The sequence below is a fragment of the Stenotrophomonas sp. WED208 genome, from assembly GCF_040984485.1.
GTDB lineage: Bacteria > Pseudomonadota > Gammaproteobacteria > Xanthomonadales > Xanthomonadaceae > Stenotrophomonas > Stenotrophomonas riyadhensis.
This window is the reverse complement of record NZ_JAZARB010000001.1, coordinates 1,322,895-1,340,098: the sequence shown is the minus strand read 5'-3', so window position 1 is coordinate 1,340,098 and position 17,204 is coordinate 1,322,895. Positions and strand designations below refer to the sequence as shown.

Genomic DNA, 17,204 nt, shown 5'->3' with positions numbered 1-17,204 from the left:
ACATTAACAATTGAGTCATAATCGCCGCAATTGTTCATGTTGCATTTATTTTACGCCAGCCATACACTCGATTAACCGAAGCGTAACAAATAGGGATATTCAACGATGCGCGACGTTTTCCGCCTTTCCATGCCGAACCGGATTCCGCTGACCCTTGCAGTTCTGGCGTCTCTCGCCGCGCTGCCGGCCTTTGCCCAGGAGTCAACACAGCAGGATTCATCCCAGTCAAGTACCAGCAGCAGCTCCAAGCGCGCCACCAACCTTGACACCGTCACGGTTACCGGCTCGCTGATCAAGCGTCCCGAGTATGAAAGCACGTCACCGGTGCAGGTCATCTCGATCGACAAGGGTGTCGCTGCCGGCCAGTTCGATACGGCCGATTTCCTTCAGACGTCTGCGATCGCCGCTGGCTCCACCCAGATGAACAACCAGTTCGGCGGGTATGTCGTCGAAGGCGGCACGGGTGTACAGACCGTTTCTCTGCGCGGCCTGGGTGCAAACCGGACACTGATCCTGCTTGACGGACAGCGCCCCGGCCCAGCGGGTACGCGCGGTCAGGTTGCCGCCTTCGATCTCAACGTCATCCCACAGTCGATCCTGCAACGTATCGAGATCGTCAAGGACGGCTCTTCTTCGATCTACGGCTCGGATGCACTGGCTGGTGTGGTCAACCTGATCACCCGCAAGAGCCTCGACCGCCCGGAGATGACGTACGCGATGAGCGTGCCGGAGCACGGTGGTGGCGAGCAGTTCTCGGCATCGATCGCCAATGGTTGGAACTTCGACAAGGGCAGCATCGTGGCTGCCGTGCAATGGGATCGCCTGAACGCGCTGACTGTTGGTGATCGCGACTTCTTCAGCTGTGCCCAGGACCGGGTATGGGGCACGGATGGCAAGCGCATCGATCGCGAAGACCGGTCGATTCTGGCTGGCACCAATCTTGCCGGCTGCAACTCTGCCAATCTGTATGCAAACACCATCATCCAGCTGAGCAACTCAGCGATCCGTTATGTACCTTCGCCGGATGGCAGCACGGTCGGCCCCTTCCCGGGCTATCGTCCGCGCCCGCGCCCGACCCCGACCTACGCCAATGGCGGCACCGCGTACTATCAGGATGTGCTGAACTACCCGTTCTTCCATGACCAGGAAGTGATCAACCAGCGTGAACGCGCATCGTTCTACGGGGCAACCGACTTCAGCTTTGACAGTTTCAACTGGAAGACCCAGTTCCTGTACAACCGTCGCGAAACCAAGGCACACAGCTGGCGCCAGTTCTATCCGACCGTGTACAACGAAGCGGAGGACGACTACTTCCAGACCATCATGCCGTTCCCGAGCGACCAGAAAGTCACGGTCGACTACTTCTACGGCACCACCAAGTTCGATGGCCAGTTCAAGTCCACCGACAGCTGGTCCTGGGAAGTCAATGCGGGCTACAGCCGTTCGCGCGGCAAGTACAGCGCTCTCTCGATCGACGTCGATCGTGCCGGCGATCTGAACTACACCGAAGATGACATGCCGGTGAATTACTTCGACCCCGGCTTCCTGAGCGGCGCCCGCATGAACGAGCTGATCGCTGCGGTCGGCCAATGGCATACCGGCAAGACGACCTATGAACAGGCCAGCGCCAACGCCATCTTCAGCGGCAACCTGTTCAAACTGCCTGCTGGTGATGTCGCTTCTGCGTTCGGTGTCGAATTCCGTCACTACAAGATCAACGACACCCCGTCTGACTTTGCGCTGGCTGACCGCTCCTGGAACTCGACCTCGGCCGGTGTGACCCGTGGCACGGACAAGGTCAAGGAAGCTTTCGCCGAGGTGGATGTGCCGCTGCTGAAAGGCATTCCCGGCATCGAGTCGCTCTCGCTCAACCTGTCCGGTCGCGTATTCGAGTACGACTCGGTACCGGGTTCAGACCATGTCTGGAAAACCGGCCTGAACTGGCAGATCGTCCCGTCACTGCGCATGCGAGGCACCATTGGCACCTCGTTCCGCGCCCCTGGGCTGTATGAGCTGTACCTGGGTGACCAGACCGGCTTCAAGGCACAGAACCAGATCGATCCATGCATCCAGTGGGCCGACAGCAACAACTCCTTTATCCGTGCCAATTGCGCTGCCGCCGGCATTCCCGAAACGTACGTCGGTGGCGGCACCGGCGCGACCATCTATTCGGGTGGTGGCGGCAAGAACAACCTGAAGCCGGAGACCTCCAAGGCCAAGACTCTGGGCCTGGTCTGGAGCCCGACATTTGCCAACCTCAACGTCGCACTGGACTATTTCGATTACGACGTCCGCGGCGAAATCACCCAGCTTGACGAATATGACATCGTCGCCGGCTGCTACGGCTCGGCGGTCTTCCCCAACGCGTTCTGCAGCCAGCTGGTCCGCAACAGCCCCACGGATCCAACGTCGCCGAACAACATCACCACGATCTACAACAAGTACATCAACATCAACCGCGAGCGCACCCGCGGCTACGACCTGCAGATCAATTACGACAACGACTTCGCGTTCGGCAAGCTTTCCGCGGAAGCACAGGTGACCTATACCCTGGAGGACACCTATCAGTTGTTCGATTCGGCTGCTGAAAGCGGAATCAGCACCTCTGACCAGGTCGGCTACATCGGCCGTCCGAAGACCGTTGGCCTGGCCAGCGTCAGCCTGGAACGCGGCGATTGGACGTTCAACTGGCAGGGAACCTACGTCAGCAGCACGCAGAACAAGGACCTGAGCCCGAACTTCACCTATTCCGGCTACCAGAACGCCACCCGCGACATCAAGGCCAGCTGGCAGTTCCGCCACAGTGTCTCGGTGGGTTACGACATGGATGACTGGAACATCATGGTCGGCGTGCGCAACCTGTTCGACAAGGCACCGGACCTGATCTCGGCCGGTGCCGGTGATCGCTACGGCAACGTGCCGATCTACGCCTCGCAGTACGACTGGTACGGCCGGACGTTCTTCGCGCGCGTGTCCTACAAGTTCTGATCCCGTAGTGAATGACTCATCCCGCCATGGGTTGGCACCTGTGGCGTGGAGGGTCCGGCCGCCGCCAGGTGACCAAGGACGCCCGATGCACTGCATCGGGCGTCTGCATTGGCTGTTCCATTTCCGGGGCAGTCGTCATGGGAGGACATGATGTCTCCCCTGACCCAGCTTGCCGGCCACGTCGGCGAAGCCGCGCCAGCATCGTGCTGGATCCTGGGATCCCATAGGGTTCCCCGAGCCTTTCTGCTGGTCGGTTCCGCGCGTTCGACCTGATGATCGGCCGCCGACAACCTGACGGCCCCTGGATAGTCCCACTGGCCGCGTCTGATCATTGATTTCATTGAACATTACCTCTTCAACCCGGGCCTGTTCACTGGCTCGGCGCGGAACGAAGAGCTCTCGGGCGGCCGCAGCCGGCGCGCCAGCGTCCTGAGCCTGCGCGAAGGCGCTTCGACCATCCTGGCTCGGCCAAGGTGGCCAACATGATCATCGGGATCAGCTTCGGAGGCGGTACCGCCACCCGCGGCACCAGTGTGATTCCAGGACGCTGGCCGATCTTCAACACTCTGAAGATCCAGGTGACACCGCAATGCGACCTGCGCGAACCGGATGCGTGTCTCGGAATGCCCGCCCAGCAGCGCGAACCGTTCAGACCTCGACCATGGCCTTCCTGCAGCTGAATGCAGGGGAAAGGACGCGGGGAAGAGATCGCGCAGCCCCTCTTCCAAGGCCTTGTCCATGCAAAGCGAACCACCAATTTGCGCAAAGCTGCCCTTAACAGCCCATTCAGCATTCGCCTCACGATCTCGACAAGGCAATTACAACTGATACCAAGTAACTGTATTTATTGCAGTTTTGTGTAGCAAGGCGATACAGAATGTGTCAATGCATGCCGCAAATGGCCACTTTGCGTTAAGGACATGTTAGGTTCGCGTCAAGTCAGGACGACATCTGAACATCAACATAACAACTGCACGGAAGCGAAAGAATTCTGTCCACTAGGGGGATCCACTCGATGACGCACCACCGCACTCCCGGTCGCCACCCGCTGACCAATGCCCTTCTGGCCGGTCTGATGATGGCTGCTGCAGGCCCGGCCCTGGCCCAGGAAGCCAGCTCCGGCACCAACCCGGTCGATCTGGACCGCGTCAGCGTGACCGGCTCGCGCATTGCGCGTACGGGCTTCGTGACCTCTTCGCCGGTTACCGCCATCACCGCCGAAGAAATCCGCCAGACCGGCGCGCTGACCATCAGCGACCTGATGAACAAGATGCCGCAGCTGGCACCGTCGTTCACGCTGGGCAATTCCACCCGGTACATCGGTACCGCTGGCCTGGGTCTGATGGACCTGCGTGGCATGGGCTACGACCGCACTCTGGTGCTGGTCAACGGCCGCCGCCACGTCGGCGCCAGCCCGGGCAGCACCGCAGTCGACGTCAACACCATCCCGGTGGAGTGGATCGAGCGCGTTGAAGTCATCACCGGTGGCGCATCGGCCATCTATGGTGCGGATGCCGTGGCCGGCGTGGTCAACTTCATCATGAAGAAGAACTACGAAGGTTTCGAAGCCCGCGCCCAGAAGGGCATCGCGGGTGAAGGTGGCTTCAACCGCGGCTTCGTGTCGGCTACGGCAGGCACCAACTTCGCCGACGGCCGCGGCAATGTGGCCGTCGCCGTCGAGTACAGCCAGCAGGATCGTTTCGGCCGTGGCGACCGTTCGATCGGCCAGCGCTACGACGTGACTGTGCCCAACCCGAACTTCGACAGCTCCAGGCCGCCGAGCGAGAGCAACCCGCAGAACATCCTGGCCCGTCCTGGCGGCAACTATTCCACGTCCTATGGCGGCTCCTTCCAGGCCGGCGGTACGTTCGACTTCACCAAGCCGGAGACCTACAAGTACCGGTACCACTTCAATCCGGATGGCAGCTTCAGCCGCAACCGTTTCGATGGTCCTGTGGTCAGTCCGTCCTCGTGCGTCAACTGTGATTTCGCCGACCTGAATGCCGTTGCCGACCTGCAGCCGAAGTTCGATCGCGTCAGCGTCAATACCGTTGCCCACTTCGATCTGAACGACAAGCACCGCCTGTTCTTCGAAGGCAAGTACACCAAGACTGAATCGACCTTCTTTGGCCAGCCGGCTTTCGACAGCACCATCCGTATCCGACGCGACAACGCGTTCATCAGCCCGGAACTGGGCGCACTGATGGATGCCAACGGGCTCCCCCAGCTGCAGATCGCTCGTTTCAACGTCGACGCCGGCCGCCGTGGTGAAGAAGTCAAGCGCGAAACCAAGCGCTTTGTCTTCGGCGTCGAAGGCATGTTTGGCGACAACTGGAACTACGAGGCTTCCGGCAACTACGGCGAGACCGAGATCAACCGTGTCAACGTCAACAACCGCATCAACGAGCGCTGGCAGGCCGGTCTGGATGCCGTGCGTGATGCCAACGGCAACATCGTTTGCCGCGTCGATCGCGATGCGAACGCTACCAATGCAAACGCCGGCGGCCGCGCCTACAACCGCAGCCTGATCGGTTCGGGCTGCATTCCGTTCAGCATCTTCGGCAACGGCGCTGTGCCGCAGGAAGCAGCCGACTGGTTCAATACCCGTTCGCACTACTTCGGCAAGCTTCAGCAGACCGTGTTCAGCGCATCGGTGAACAACAACGCGCTGTTCTCGCTGCCGGCCGGTGACGTGGGCATCGCCGCCGGTGTGGAGTACCGGAAGGAGAAGAGCCTGGAGCGCACCGATCCGCTGGCCGCCTCCGGTGCCACCTTCCTCAACGCCATCAACGGCGGTGGCGGTTCCTACAACGTGAAGGAAGTCTTTGCCGAGACCAACATTCCGCTGCTGGCTGACATTCCCGGCATCCGCCGCCTGTCGCTGGACGTGGCTGGCCGTTACTCGGACTACAGCACCATCGGCTCGACCAAGACCTGGAATGTCGGACTGGACTGGGAAGTCATCCCATCCCTGCGCGTCCGCGGCACCCTGGCCAAGGCCATCCGTGCTCCCAACATTGGCGAACTGTATGACGAGCAGTCGCAGAACTTCGCGACCATCAACGACCCCTGCAATACCAACCGCACCAACCCGAACCGCCCCGGCACTGCCGGCGACCCGGCACTGCGCGCCGCAAACTGCGCAGCTCTGGGCGTTCCGGCCAACTGGATCGACTCCTACAGCGCAAACCGTCCCGGCCTGAGCGGCGGCAATCCGGACCTGAAGCCGGAGCGCGCAACCACCAGCTCGATCGGCTTCGTCTGGCAGCCTGAGTTCTTCGAAGGCTTCGGCATGTCGGTCGACTACTGGCGCATCACGCTGAAGGACGCCATCGGTGCGGTTACCGCCGAAACCCTCGCCACCCGCTGCGTGGATTCGCCGGGGGGTATCAACAACTCGTTCTGCAGCAAGATCAAGCGCGCCCCGGTCGGCGGCGCAACCGGGGCCAACGGTGCCGAGTTCCCGGCATACAGCATCTATGACTGGACCGCGCTGCAGGAAAACCTGGCCAAGAAGCGCCGCACCGGCATCGATCTGGAAATGAACTACGACTTCGGCATGTTCGGTGGCCACACCAACCTGCGCCTGGTCGGTAGCCGCCTGCTGGAATCGCGTGAATGGGAGTTCCAGGACTTCCCGAGTGAGTACAAGGAACGCTCGAACTACGTGACCAATCCGCGCTGGCGCGGTCAGTTCACCGCCAAGTACACGCTGGGCAACTTCCGCGCCAGCTGGGACATGGTGTACATCCATCGCAACCTGCGCGTGTTCCCGGAGAGCTACAACAGCAACCCGGGTTCGCAGAGCCCGATCTGGAACCCGTCGTTCACCTACCACAACATGCAGATCGGCTACAAAATGGCTGATTCCGGTGTCGAGGTGTACCTGGGCGTGGACAACGTGTTCGACAAGGATCCGCCGGTCAATTACTTCGGCGCGGACCTCGGCTCGGCTTACTACGACAACATCGGCCGATTCATGTACATGGGCGTCAACTACAAGTTCTGATCCGTCCGAACTTGTTGCAACCCGCAGACCCGGCTTTGTGCCGGGTCTGCTTTTTTGTGCCCGCGAAGCCCCCCTTGCGTCCGGCCATGACCTTCGACACCCTTGCAGGGCAGGCCGGCGGCGTATTGTTCGGCCCACGGCCGTCCCCGCGGCCCTTCCCTGACTCACTCGGCCTGGAGGCCATCAAAGTGACCCGTACTCCCAAGATCGTGCTGCTGACCCTGGCCGTTTCGGCCGCGCTGGTCGGCTGCGGCAAGACTGAAACCCCGGCCAAGGACGCCACCGCCTCCACGCCGGCTGCGGCTGAAGCCACCCACTACACGCTGGACGAGAGCAAGCTGCCGGCCTACAACGCCTTCCAGCCCAGCGACCTGGATGCCAGCAAGGACGCCTGCGGCGCCTTCGGCGACTACGTGAACAGCAAGTGGCTGGCCGCCAATGAAATTCCGGGCGACCGCACCAGCTGGGGCGCATTCACCATCCTCGACGAGCGTTCGGTGGCCGTGCAGCACCAGCTGGCCGAGCAGGTCGCGCAGGTCAAGAACCCGAACCATATCGAGAAGATCGTCGGCGACCTGTGGGCCACCGGCATGGACGAAGCCAAGATCAATGCCCAGGGCATCGAGCCGCTGAAGGCCGACCTGACCGCGATCGACGGTCTGCAGGACAAGGCGGCCATCGCCAACTACCTGCGCAGCAGCGCCGCCAAGGGCGACAACGTCCTGTTCGGCTTCGGCGCCGAAGCCGACTTCAAGAATTCGGCTGTGAACATGGCCTACGCCAGCCAGGGCGGCCTGGGCCTGCCGGACACCACCTATTACACCGATGCCAAGAACGCCGACAAGCTGAAGGCCTACCAGGCGCACGTCGCCAAGGTGCTGGAACTGTCCGGTGTCGCCGCCGCCGATGCGGCCAAGCAGGCCGAGGAAGTCGTCAAATTCGAGACCCGCCTGGCCAAGGCCTCCAAGTCGCGCGTCGAGCTGTCGCGCAACGTCGAGCTGTTCTACAACCCGGTCACCCTGGCCGACGCCGACAAGCTGACCCCGAACTTCAGCTGGACCGAGTTCTTCAAGTCGCAGGGCGTGGCCGCGCCGGAGAAGTTCTCGCTGGCCATGCCGGCTTTCCATGAGGAAGTGAGCAAGGCGCTGGGCGACACCGATCCGTCGGTGTGGCGTGCCTACCTGCGCTTCCACACCGTGGACAGCGCCTCGCCGTACCTCGCTGACGCCTTCGTGCAGGAGAACTACGAGTTCTACGGCAAGACCCTCAACGGCCAGAAGGAACAGAAGCCGCGCTGGAAGCGCGTGCTGGGCACCATCGAGAACGATGCCGGTGAAGCCTTCGGCCAGCTGTACGTGAAGGTGGCCTTCTCGCCGGAAGCCAAGGCGAAGATGGAAGAGCTGGTGAAGAACCTGGCGGCCTCGCTGAAGGAACGCATCCAGGGCCTGAGCTGGATGAGCGAGGAAACCAAGGCCAAGGCCATCGCCAAGTGGGAAACCTTCACCCCGAAGATCGGTTACCCGGACAAGTGGCGTGACTGGGCGGGCCTGCAGACCCAGCGTGACAGCTACCTGGGCAACGTGCGCGCCGCCAACGAGTTCAACTACAAGTTCAACCTGTCCAAGATCGGCAAGCCGGTGGACAAGACCGAGTGGGGCATGACCCCGCAGACGGTCAACGCCTACTACAACCCGCTGCAGAACGAGATCGTGTTCCCGGCCGCCATCCTGCAGCCGCCGTTCTTCGATCCGAAGGCCGACGACGCGCTGAACTACGGTGGTATCGGTGCGGTGATCGGCCATGAAATGACCCATGGTTACGACGACCAGGGCGCGCGCTTCGGGCCGACCGGCAACATGGAAGACTGGTGGACCCCGGCTGACAAGAAGAACTTCGAAGGCCTGACCGGCAAGCTGGTCAAGCAGTTCGACCAGTACAAGGTCGACGGCCAGGCCGTGAACGGTCACCTGACCCTGGGCGAGAACATCGCCGACCTGGGTGGCCTGGCCACTGCCTACGACGCCCTGCAGAAGGCCACCGCCGGCAAGGAAGACCCGAAGGTTGACGGCTTCACCCGCGATCAGCGCTTCTTCTTCAACTGGGCCACCGTGTGGCGCACCAAGTACACCCCGGAAAACGCCAAGGTCCGCCTGGCGACCGACCCGCACGCCCCGGCGCAGTTCCGCGCCATGGGTGCGCCGTCGAACCTGCCGACCTTTGCCGCGGCCTTCCAGTGCAAGGCCGGTTCGCCGATGGCCCGCACCGGCGAACAGCAGGTGGTGATCTGGTAAGCCCTGGCTGACGCTGCGGCAGACCTGCAAAGGCCCGGGAATTCCCGGGCCTTTGTTTTTTGCGGTGCCTCGCATGTCATCCGCGCATGGCGTGGATCTACGGATGCCGGCGCCCTGCGAAAGCGGTGTGATGCGTGCATGCCGCGTCGATGCCCGGCTTGCTATAGTGCGCGCGCCCTCAATCCATCACGGATTCGTTCCACATGCCCAACTTCCGTCCGCTTGCCATCGCCCTGGGCATCAGCCTGGCGACCCTGGTCCCGACCCACGATGCGTTCGCCGCCGCCAAGAAGAAGGCTGCACGCGCCCCGGCCGTCAGTGCCCAGTGCAGCGACTTCTACGACGCCACCAACGCAGGCTGGCTGAAGGCCAACCCGGTGCCGCAGACCGGTGCCACCACCGCACTCGGCCAGCTGGTTGATCGCAGCCGCCAGCAGCAGCGCGAACTGCTCGACGCCGCGATGAAGTCGCCGCAGGGCAACGTGCAGAAACTGCTGGGCGACTTCTGGGCCAGTGGCCTGGACGAAGCCGCCGTGGAAGCGGACGGCTCGAACCCGATCGCCCCGCTGCTGACCCGCATCAACGCCATCAAGAAGGCCAAGGATGTGCCGGCATCGATCGCTGCGCTGCATCAGGTCGGTATCCCGGTGGCCTTCAACTTCGGCCCGGACGTCGACCTGAAGGCGCTGGACCGCCATATCGGCTACTTCATGCAGGGCGGCATGGGCCTGCCGGATCCGGCGTTCTATACCCGCACCGACGCCGATACCGTGGCCCTGATGGGCCGCTACCGCAACTACGTCAAGCAGATCCTGGCGCTGACCGGCACCCCGGCCGCCAAGCTGGATGCCGAGTCGCAGGCGGTGATCGCGCTGGAAACCGAGCTGGCACGCAATGCGCAGTCGCTGGCCGGCATCAACAACCCGTTCAACAACTACGCGCCGATCTCCACCAAGGAGCTCAACAGCCGCTACCGCAACCTGCAGCTGGATGCCTTCCTGAAGGCACAGGGCGTGGACGACGACCTGGTCTCGCTGGCCGACCCGGGCCTGTTCAAGCAGCTGGACGGCATGGTCACCAAGCTCAAGCCGGACCAGTGGAAGGCCTACCTGCGCTGGCGCGTGGGCGACTCGATGGCGCCGTACCTGTCCAAGGCCTATCGCGACGCAGAGTTTGAGTTCCGTGGCCGCGTGCTGCGTGGCGAAACCCTGCCGCCGCAGCGCTGGGAAGACGTGCTGGATGCGATCAACGTGGCCGCCGGCCCGATGGTCGGTCGTGAGTACGCCGCCCGCTACCTGTCTGCCGAAGACCGCCGCCAGGCCGCGTGGATCGTCGACAAGGTGCGCGAAGTGCAGATCGAGGCGGTCAAGAACAGCAGCTGGATGAGCGCCGAGGCCAAGACCGAAGCACAGGCCAAGCTGGCCGCGTTGAAGATCGAGATCGGCACCCCGCTGCGCGATCTCGACTACACCGTGCAGCCGATGGGCCGCGGCTCGTTCGGTGGCAACATGCTGATCGCTTCGACCTGGCGTCATCGCGAAGAAATGCGTCGCATCGGCAAGGGCAACGCCGACCGCCGCTGGGACGTGCTGCCGCAGCAGCCGTCGCTGGCCTACGACCTGGCGCAGAACCGCCTGATCGTCACCGCCGCGATCCTGCAGGGCCCGGTGTTCAATGCCAAGGCCGATGCGGCTGACAAGTTCGGCAGCTTCGGTGGTCTGGTCGGCCACGAGCTGACCCGAGCCATCGATGCCAAGGGCGCGCTGGTGGACGCCAAGGGCGAACTGCGCAGCTGGTGGACTCCGGCCGACAAGACCGCCTGGACCCTGCTCGGCAACCGCGTCGCCGCGCAGTACGGCGCCTACGACTTCCCGGGCGTGAAGGGTGCCAAGGTCAACGGTGCGCTCACCCAGGAAGAGAACCTGGCCGACATCGCGGGCCTGGAACTGGCCTGGGCGGCCTACGTCGCACAGGAGCCAAAGGCCAAGCAGGCGCAGCAGCAGGGCTTCTTCCGTGCCTGGTCGGCGCTGTGGGCACAGCAGCTGTCGCCGAACGAGGCCGTACGCCGCCTGACCGCCGACATCCGTGCACCGGGCGTGTGGCGCAGCAACGGCACGCTGGCCAACCTGCCAGCCTTCGGTACTACCTTCAGCTGCAAGGCCGGCCAGCCGATGCAGCGCAGCGAAGCCGACCAGATCAAAGTCTGGCGCTGAACCAATTCGCTGTACCAGGAACGAAAAGGGCGCCTTCGGGCGCCCTTTTCCTGTGCCCATCGCCCAGGCAGAAAAAGACCCCGGCCGAGGCCGGGGTCGAAGTCAGCCTTCCTGGAAGAGCCGAGCGTACTGCTATGCGATCACGTCAGAAGTCATACGAGGCACTGATGCGGACCGAACGCGGCGCACTGAAGTAGGTGCCCATGCCGTAGGTGTTGGACACGGTGTACGGCGTATCTTCATACACCGCATCGGACTGCACCTGACGGCGCTGGTTCAGCACGTTGAACACATCCAGGCCGATCGCCAGCTTGTGGTCGGCAAATGCCGGGCGGTACATCACGCCCAGATCCACGCGCGTCGTCCACGGCTGGCGGCCGGCATCACCCGGGCGCGACGGCGAGCCCGCACAGTAGTGGTAGGCGGCGCCATAACGCTCCGGATCGCTTTCGTTGGTGCCGTAGTAGCCGAGGCAGCTCTTCGGCATGCCGGACATGATCCGCAGCGTCGCCGAAGCAGACCACTCGTCGTTGAACATGTACGCGCCATAGCCCTTCAGCTGGTGACGGCGATCATTGGCCAGGTAGCCACCGGCATACTCCATCAACGTGCCGGCATCCCAGTCCTGGGTCTTGGAAACGTCGTCCTGGCCGATGTCCGACTTCACCTGGCCTTCGGTGTTGCCGAAGCTGCGCGACCAGGTGTAGTCCAGGCGGCCATACCACTTGTTGCTCAACGGATGCTCGATGAACAGGTCAATCGCGACGTAGTCACGCTTGGCCTTCTTGTTGCCGAAGCCCCAGTCACTGGAACTCATGCGCACCGGGGTGTAGCCCGAACCATCGGCGTGCTTGACCATGATGGTATTGGTCTTGCCCGGGTTGAAGATCACGCACCCCGGAATTTCCATGTTGCTGCTATCCACACCCATTGCATCGAGCTTGTCGACGATGCGATCGGATGCACAGGTATCGTCGATAGCCGACTGCAACCGGCGGTAGGTGAATTTCGCACCCGAGTTCCAGCTTTCACCCAGGGTCTTCTCGAAGCCCAGGATCAGCTCATCCTGGTACTGCGACTTCAGGTCGGTCGGCGCCACCGACAACGGGTCGGGCGTCTGGCCATACTCGTCGTTGGAGGAGACCGGACCCGGGCCAAGTGCGGTCAGGCCGGTCGGCACGCCATTGGCATCGATACCACTGTACGCGAAGTACTCACGGGTGTAGGTGGACGCCGAAGCCCCTCGGATGGCGACGCTGTTGGGCAGTGCCAGGTAGTAGCGCCCCAGGTTGGCGAACACCTTCAGCGAGGAGTCGCCGAACACGTCCCAGCTCGCGCCCAGGCGCGGGGCCCACTGGTCACCGCTTTCGACGTAGGCTACGGCCGCACTGTTGTAGTTGGTGAACTTGTCATTGCGCACACCGATGGTCAACAGCCAGTTCGGAGTGACCTGCCAGCGGTCTTCCAGGTAATAGGCCTTCTGCTTCACCGACATGCTGGTGGTGGTGGAGAAGATGTACTTCTGCACGAAGTAGCCGTCACCGGGCGGCGGCGCGATGTCGAAGCCCGGGCTGGGCGATTCGCCCGGCTCCACGCGGCCATAGATCCAGGCATAACCGGGGCCGGTCATCGACTGCCCTTCGTTGTGCCCCTGGTAGTACATGTTGTCGATACCGGCAGTCAGCTCGTGATCGCCGAGGCGGTACTGCAGGTCGATCCGGAGGCCGCGCGTCTTGCTGCCGGCGTCGTCGGCCTTCTGGTAGAGCTCCGGCTGGTCATTGCGGATGGGGCGACCACCCGTGATGGACGGATCCTGCGTACCCGGGCTGCTCAGATAGGGATTGAGGGAGTTGGCCGGATTGGATTCCAGATTGCTCTGCTTGCTGCGCCCCCAGACCGCACTCAGGGTCAGATCGTTGGTCAGGTAGCCGGTGTACTTGAAGATATCGTAATCGTCCTTGACCTTCGTGGTGTTCGGGAAGGTTCCGGTGCGATCACCCTCGCTCAGGTTGTCGTAGTCGAACGCACGGTAGTAGCCCCCGTCGCGGTCGGTGTTCTGCACGCGGGTGTATTCCAGCGTGTTGCTGTCGTTGATGTTCCAGTCGAGCTTGCCGTAGAACTTCGGCGTATCGATCGTGTAGTGGTTGCGGACCTGCTGCGAGGCAGCCTCGCTATTGGTCGACACACCCTCGACGCGCTCCTTCTCCGCAGCCAGGTGGACGAACAGGCGGTCTTCGATCAGCGGGCCGCTGACATAGCCACTGTAGGTGGTACGGGTGGCCACATCATCCTTGCGGTAGCGGTACAGCTTGCCGGCCAGCGCGTCATCCGTATAGGAGTAACGGTCGGGCAGCTGGCGGTTCGGGTACATCACCGTAGCGGCCGACGCGGCCAGCGAGTCCGGCGACCAGGTCGTCTGCACGCCAAAGTGCCATTCATTGGTACCGCGCTTGCCAAGCTGGTTGATGACGCCACCGGTGGACCGGCCATAGCTGGCGCTGTAGCCACCCATGTAGGTTTCCTGCTGGTCGATCGAGCCGTACGGCAGGCTGACGCCGCCCAGGTTGTTGAGTGGGTTGGACGCATTGAAGCCGTTGAGGTAGTACGCATTCTCCGTGACGCTGGAGCCGCCGAACGACAGCACCGAACGCGAACCGTTGGTGAAGGCGCCACTGCCCTGTACCACGCCCGGCGCCAGCAGCGCGATCGCTTCGGCGCTGCGGCCCAACGGCAGCACATCCAGCTGCTCGGAGGTGACCACCGACTTGGACACCGTATTGCTGACGTCGATCTTCGGTACGTTGGCGGCGACGACGTTCACCGTACCCAGCGTGGTGGCACCGGCCGCGCCGCCCCCAAACGACACCTCGGTACCGCCGCCCACCCTCAGCAGCACGTTCTCGCGACGCTCGACGGTCTGGCCATCGCGCTGCTGGGTGATGGTGTACTTGCCTACCGGCAACGAGCCGAGGTTGTAGCGGCCACTGCTGTCGACCGTCGCCGAGCGGGTCAGGCCGGTGTCGCTCTGCACGACAATGGTAGTGCCGGCGGGGGCGTTGCCGAACAGCGAGCCGGTGGTGCTCTGCGCGGCGGCGGCGCCAATGAATGAGGTCAGGACGACTGCGAGGGCGGTGCGCTTCAACCGTGCAACGTTGGTGCGGCTGGTCATGAAGTTTCCTTGATTCAGTGAGATCAGGCGTCTGTGGCAATTGCACTGCAGCGAAGCGAAGGCTTCACGACAGCTGAACCCGATCTTAATTTCATCAATCAAACACATGCAACGGCAGATGAACGAATGTAACCATTTGATCTTGAAAGATAAATTTCGACACAATAGTGAAAATTGCTCATATTTCATTTACCTTTCAGTCACTTGCAGCCGTCTCCAGCGCCCCTGAGGCACCTCCACGCACGCGGTATCAGCAGATGCCGGATTAACGGTCGACGTGCTATCGCTGGCATCTCACCCGCTGCGGAGCCACGCTGATGGCGCACAAGAACACGATCTGTGTCTGGTACGACAATGGCGCACTCGAAGCCGCCACCTTCTATGCCAGCCTCCTGCCAGACAGCGCAGTGACCGCCGTGCATCACGCCCCCGGTGACTATCCCGACGGCAAGGAAGGCAACGTGCTGACCGTCGAATTCACCGTCTGTGGCATCCCCTGCGTCGGCCTCAACGGCGGCACCGCGTTCAAGCACAGCGAAGCCTTCTCTTTCCAGATCCAGACCGAAGACCAGGCCGAGACCGACCGCCTGTGGAGTGCGATCGTCGGCAACGGTGGACAGGAGAGCCAATGCGGCTGGTGCAAGGACCGCTGGGGCATCTCCTGGCAGATCAGCCCGCGCATGCTGATCGAAGCGGTGACCAGCAAAGACAAGGCACTGGCCAAGCGCGCTTTCAACGCAATGATGCCGATGAAGAAGATCGACATCGCCACCATCGAAGCGGCAATCAAAAAAGGGGACGGAGGGGATTAAGTCGTTTCTCCCCATGTCCTGTGCGCAGATGCAGATTGCGACTTAATCCCCTCCGTCCCCTTTTCCGAGGTGCTGATGACCTGGGATGCGATCGTCGTTGGTGGTGGCCACAACGGCCTGGTCTGCGCGGCCTATCTGGCGCGCGCCGGAAAGAAGGTGCTGGTGCTGGAACGTCGTGGCGTTCTCGGCGGTGCCGCAGTCACCGAGGAATTCCATCCCGGTTTCCGCAACTCGGTGGCGTCGTACACGGTATCGCTGCTGCAGCCGAAGGTAATCGACGACCTGCAGTTGCATGCCCATGGACTGCGCATCGTCGCGCGTCCTGCCAACAACTTCCTGCCGTTGCCTGATGACCGCTATCTGCTGTCAGCACCCGGTCGCACCCAGGCCGAGGTGGCGAAGTTCTCCGAGCGGGATGCACAGCACTTGCCCGCGTACGAGGCACGCCTGGAGATCTTCGCCGACGTACTGCGCGCATGGGCCCTGCGCGCGCCGCCGGACCTGGGTGCAGCAGGCGGTTGGCGCGCCCTGCCCGCCCTGTGGCAGATGGGCCGTCTCGGTCGTGAACTGGCGACGCTGGATGCCTCGCTTCGGCAGGAACTGCTGGACCTGTTCACGCTGTCGGCCGCCGAGTACCTGGACCGCTGGTTCGAAAGCGAGCCGATCAAGGCCCTGTTCGGCTTCGATGGCATCGTCGGCAACTACGCCAGCCCCTATGCACCGGGCAGCGCCTACGTGCTGCTGCACCACGTGTTCGGCCAGTGCAATGGCGTGAAAGGTGCGTGGGGCCATGCGATTGGTGGCATGGGCGCGATCAGCCAGGCGATTGCGGCCTCGGCACGCGAGGCCGGTGCGGAGTTGCGCGTGGAGGCCGGCGTGCAGCGCGTGCGGATCGAACAGGGCCGCGCAGTGGGCGTGGAACTGGCCAATGGCGAGATCCTGCGCGCACGCACGGTGATCGCCAACGTCAATCCGAAGCTGCTGTACGAACAATTGCTGGAACCAGCACAGGTACCCAACGCAACGCGCGAACGCATGGCGAACTGGCGCTGTGGTTCGGGCACGTTCCGGATGAACGTGGCGCTGTCGCGGCTGCCGGACTTCCGTGCCCTGCCCGGCCCGGGTGATCACCTCAGCGCCGGCATCATCATGGCCCCCAGCCTGGACTACATGGACCGCGCCTGGCTGGATGCGCGCCGCGACGGCTGGTCGCGCGAGCCGATCGTGGAGATGCTGATTCCGAGCACGCTGGACGATTCGCTGGCGCCGCCCGGGCAGCATGTAGCCAGCCTGTTCTGCCAGCACGTGGCACCGGTGTTGCCTGAGGGCCGCCATTGGGATGATCACCGGGAAACCGTGGCCGACCTGATGATTGCCACCGTTGAACGGTATGCGCCCGGCTTCGCCGACAGCGTGCTCGGTCGGCAGGTACTGTCACCGCTGGATCTGGAACGGATCTTCGGCCTGGTCGGTGGCGACATCTTCCACGGCGCACTAAGTGCCAACCAGCTGTTCTCGGCACGGCCGATGGTCGGCCAGGCCGGCTATCGCGGCGCCCTGCCCGGCCTGTACCTGTGCGGTGCGGGTACCCATCCCGGCGGTGGCGTCACCGGTGCGCCGGGGCACAACGCCGCGCAGGTGGTGCTGCAGGATCTGTAGAGGTGTGCCGACCAACGGTCGGCACCTACAACATCGACAACGTGCCAACCAAGGTTGGCACCT

At 62.9% G+C, this 17,204-nt stretch carries 8 protein-coding genes; 7 read left to right on the top strand and 1 reads right to left on the bottom strand.

The genetic code is table 11. The features are described from left to right. Window positions 1–105: 105 nt before the first annotated feature. The 5 genes from VPH47_RS05835 to VPH47_RS05815 all read left to right on the top strand — a co-directional run bounded on the left by VPH47_RS05835 (window position 106) and on the right by VPH47_RS05815 (window position 11,501). Window positions 106–2,988, top strand: coding sequence for a TonB-dependent receptor (locus tag VPH47_RS05835; protein WP_368850314.1), 2,883 nt, complete (start codon window positions 106–108; stop codon window positions 2,986–2,988). A 482-nt stretch (window positions 2,989–3,470) separates the two neighbouring features. Continuing rightward, window positions 3,471–3,668 carry a hypothetical protein gene (locus VPH47_RS05830; RefSeq protein WP_368850313.1) on the top strand — a complete coding sequence of 66 codons (198 nt, stop codon included), beginning with the start codon at window positions 3,471–3,473 and terminating at the stop codon, window positions 3,666–3,668. A 326-nt stretch (window positions 3,669–3,994) separates the two neighbouring features. Continuing rightward, window positions 3,995–6,997, top strand: coding sequence for a TonB-dependent receptor (locus tag VPH47_RS05825; protein WP_197611546.1), 3,003 nt, complete (start codon window positions 3,995–3,997; stop codon window positions 6,995–6,997). A gap of 188 nt (window positions 6,998–7,185) precedes the next feature. Beyond that, window positions 7,186–9,288 carry a M13 family metallopeptidase gene (locus tag VPH47_RS05820; RefSeq protein WP_164161518.1) on the top strand — a complete coding sequence of 701 codons (2,103 nt, stop codon included), beginning with the start codon at window positions 7,186–7,188 and terminating at the stop codon, window positions 9,286–9,288. A 203-nt stretch (window positions 9,289–9,491) separates the two neighbouring features. Beyond that, on the top strand, window positions 9,492–11,501 hold the full coding sequence (locus VPH47_RS05815; protein ID WP_368850312.1) for a M13 family metallopeptidase: 2,010 nt from the start codon (window positions 9,492–9,494) through the stop codon (window positions 11,499–11,501). 145 nt (window positions 11,502–11,646) lie between these two features. On the opposite strand, the gene VPH47_RS05810 is transcribed toward VPH47_RS05815, so the two are convergent. Beyond that, on the bottom strand, window positions 11,647–14,670 hold the full coding sequence (locus VPH47_RS05810; RefSeq protein WP_197611511.1) for a TonB-dependent receptor: 3,024 nt from the start codon (window positions 14,668–14,670) through the stop codon (window positions 11,647–11,649). A gap of 317 nt (window positions 14,671–14,987) precedes the next feature. Here VPH47_RS05810 and VPH47_RS05805 point away from each other — a divergent pair, with 317 nt between their 5' ends. Both VPH47_RS05805 and VPH47_RS05800 read left to right on the top strand, forming a co-directional pair. Next, entirely contained in the window at window positions 14,988–15,482 is a 495-nt protein-coding gene (locus tag VPH47_RS05805) for a VOC family protein (RefSeq protein ID WP_368850311.1), read from the top strand. A 75-nt stretch (window positions 15,483–15,557) separates the two neighbouring features. Further along, window positions 15,558–17,141: a phytoene desaturase family protein gene (locus VPH47_RS05800; RefSeq protein WP_368850310.1), complete on the top strand. Its 1,584-nt coding sequence runs from the start codon at window positions 15,558–15,560 to the stop codon at window positions 17,139–17,141. The last annotated feature ends 63 nt before the right edge of the window (window positions 17,142–17,204 follow it).

Coding starts and splice junctions, on each gene's coding strand:
- VPH47_RS05805 (WP_368850311.1), top strand. CDS start 14,988: ATGGCGCACAAGAACACGATCTGTGTCTGGTACGACAATGGCGCACTC.
- VPH47_RS05815 (WP_368850312.1), top strand. CDS start 9,492: ATGCCCAACTTCCGTCCGCTTGCCATCGCCCTGGGCATCAGCCTGGCG.
- VPH47_RS05800 (WP_368850310.1), top strand. CDS start 15,558: ATGACCTGGGATGCGATCGTCGTTGGTGGTGGCCACAACGGCCTGGTC.
- VPH47_RS05835 (WP_368850314.1), top strand. CDS start 106: ATGCGCGACGTTTTCCGCCTTTCCATGCCGAACCGGATTCCGCTGACC.
- VPH47_RS05830 (WP_368850313.1), top strand. CDS start 3,471: ATGATCATCGGGATCAGCTTCGGAGGCGGTACCGCCACCCGCGGCACC.
- VPH47_RS05810 (WP_197611511.1), bottom strand. CDS start 14,670: ATGACCAGCCGCACCAACGTTGCACGGTTGAAGCGCACCGCCCTCGCA.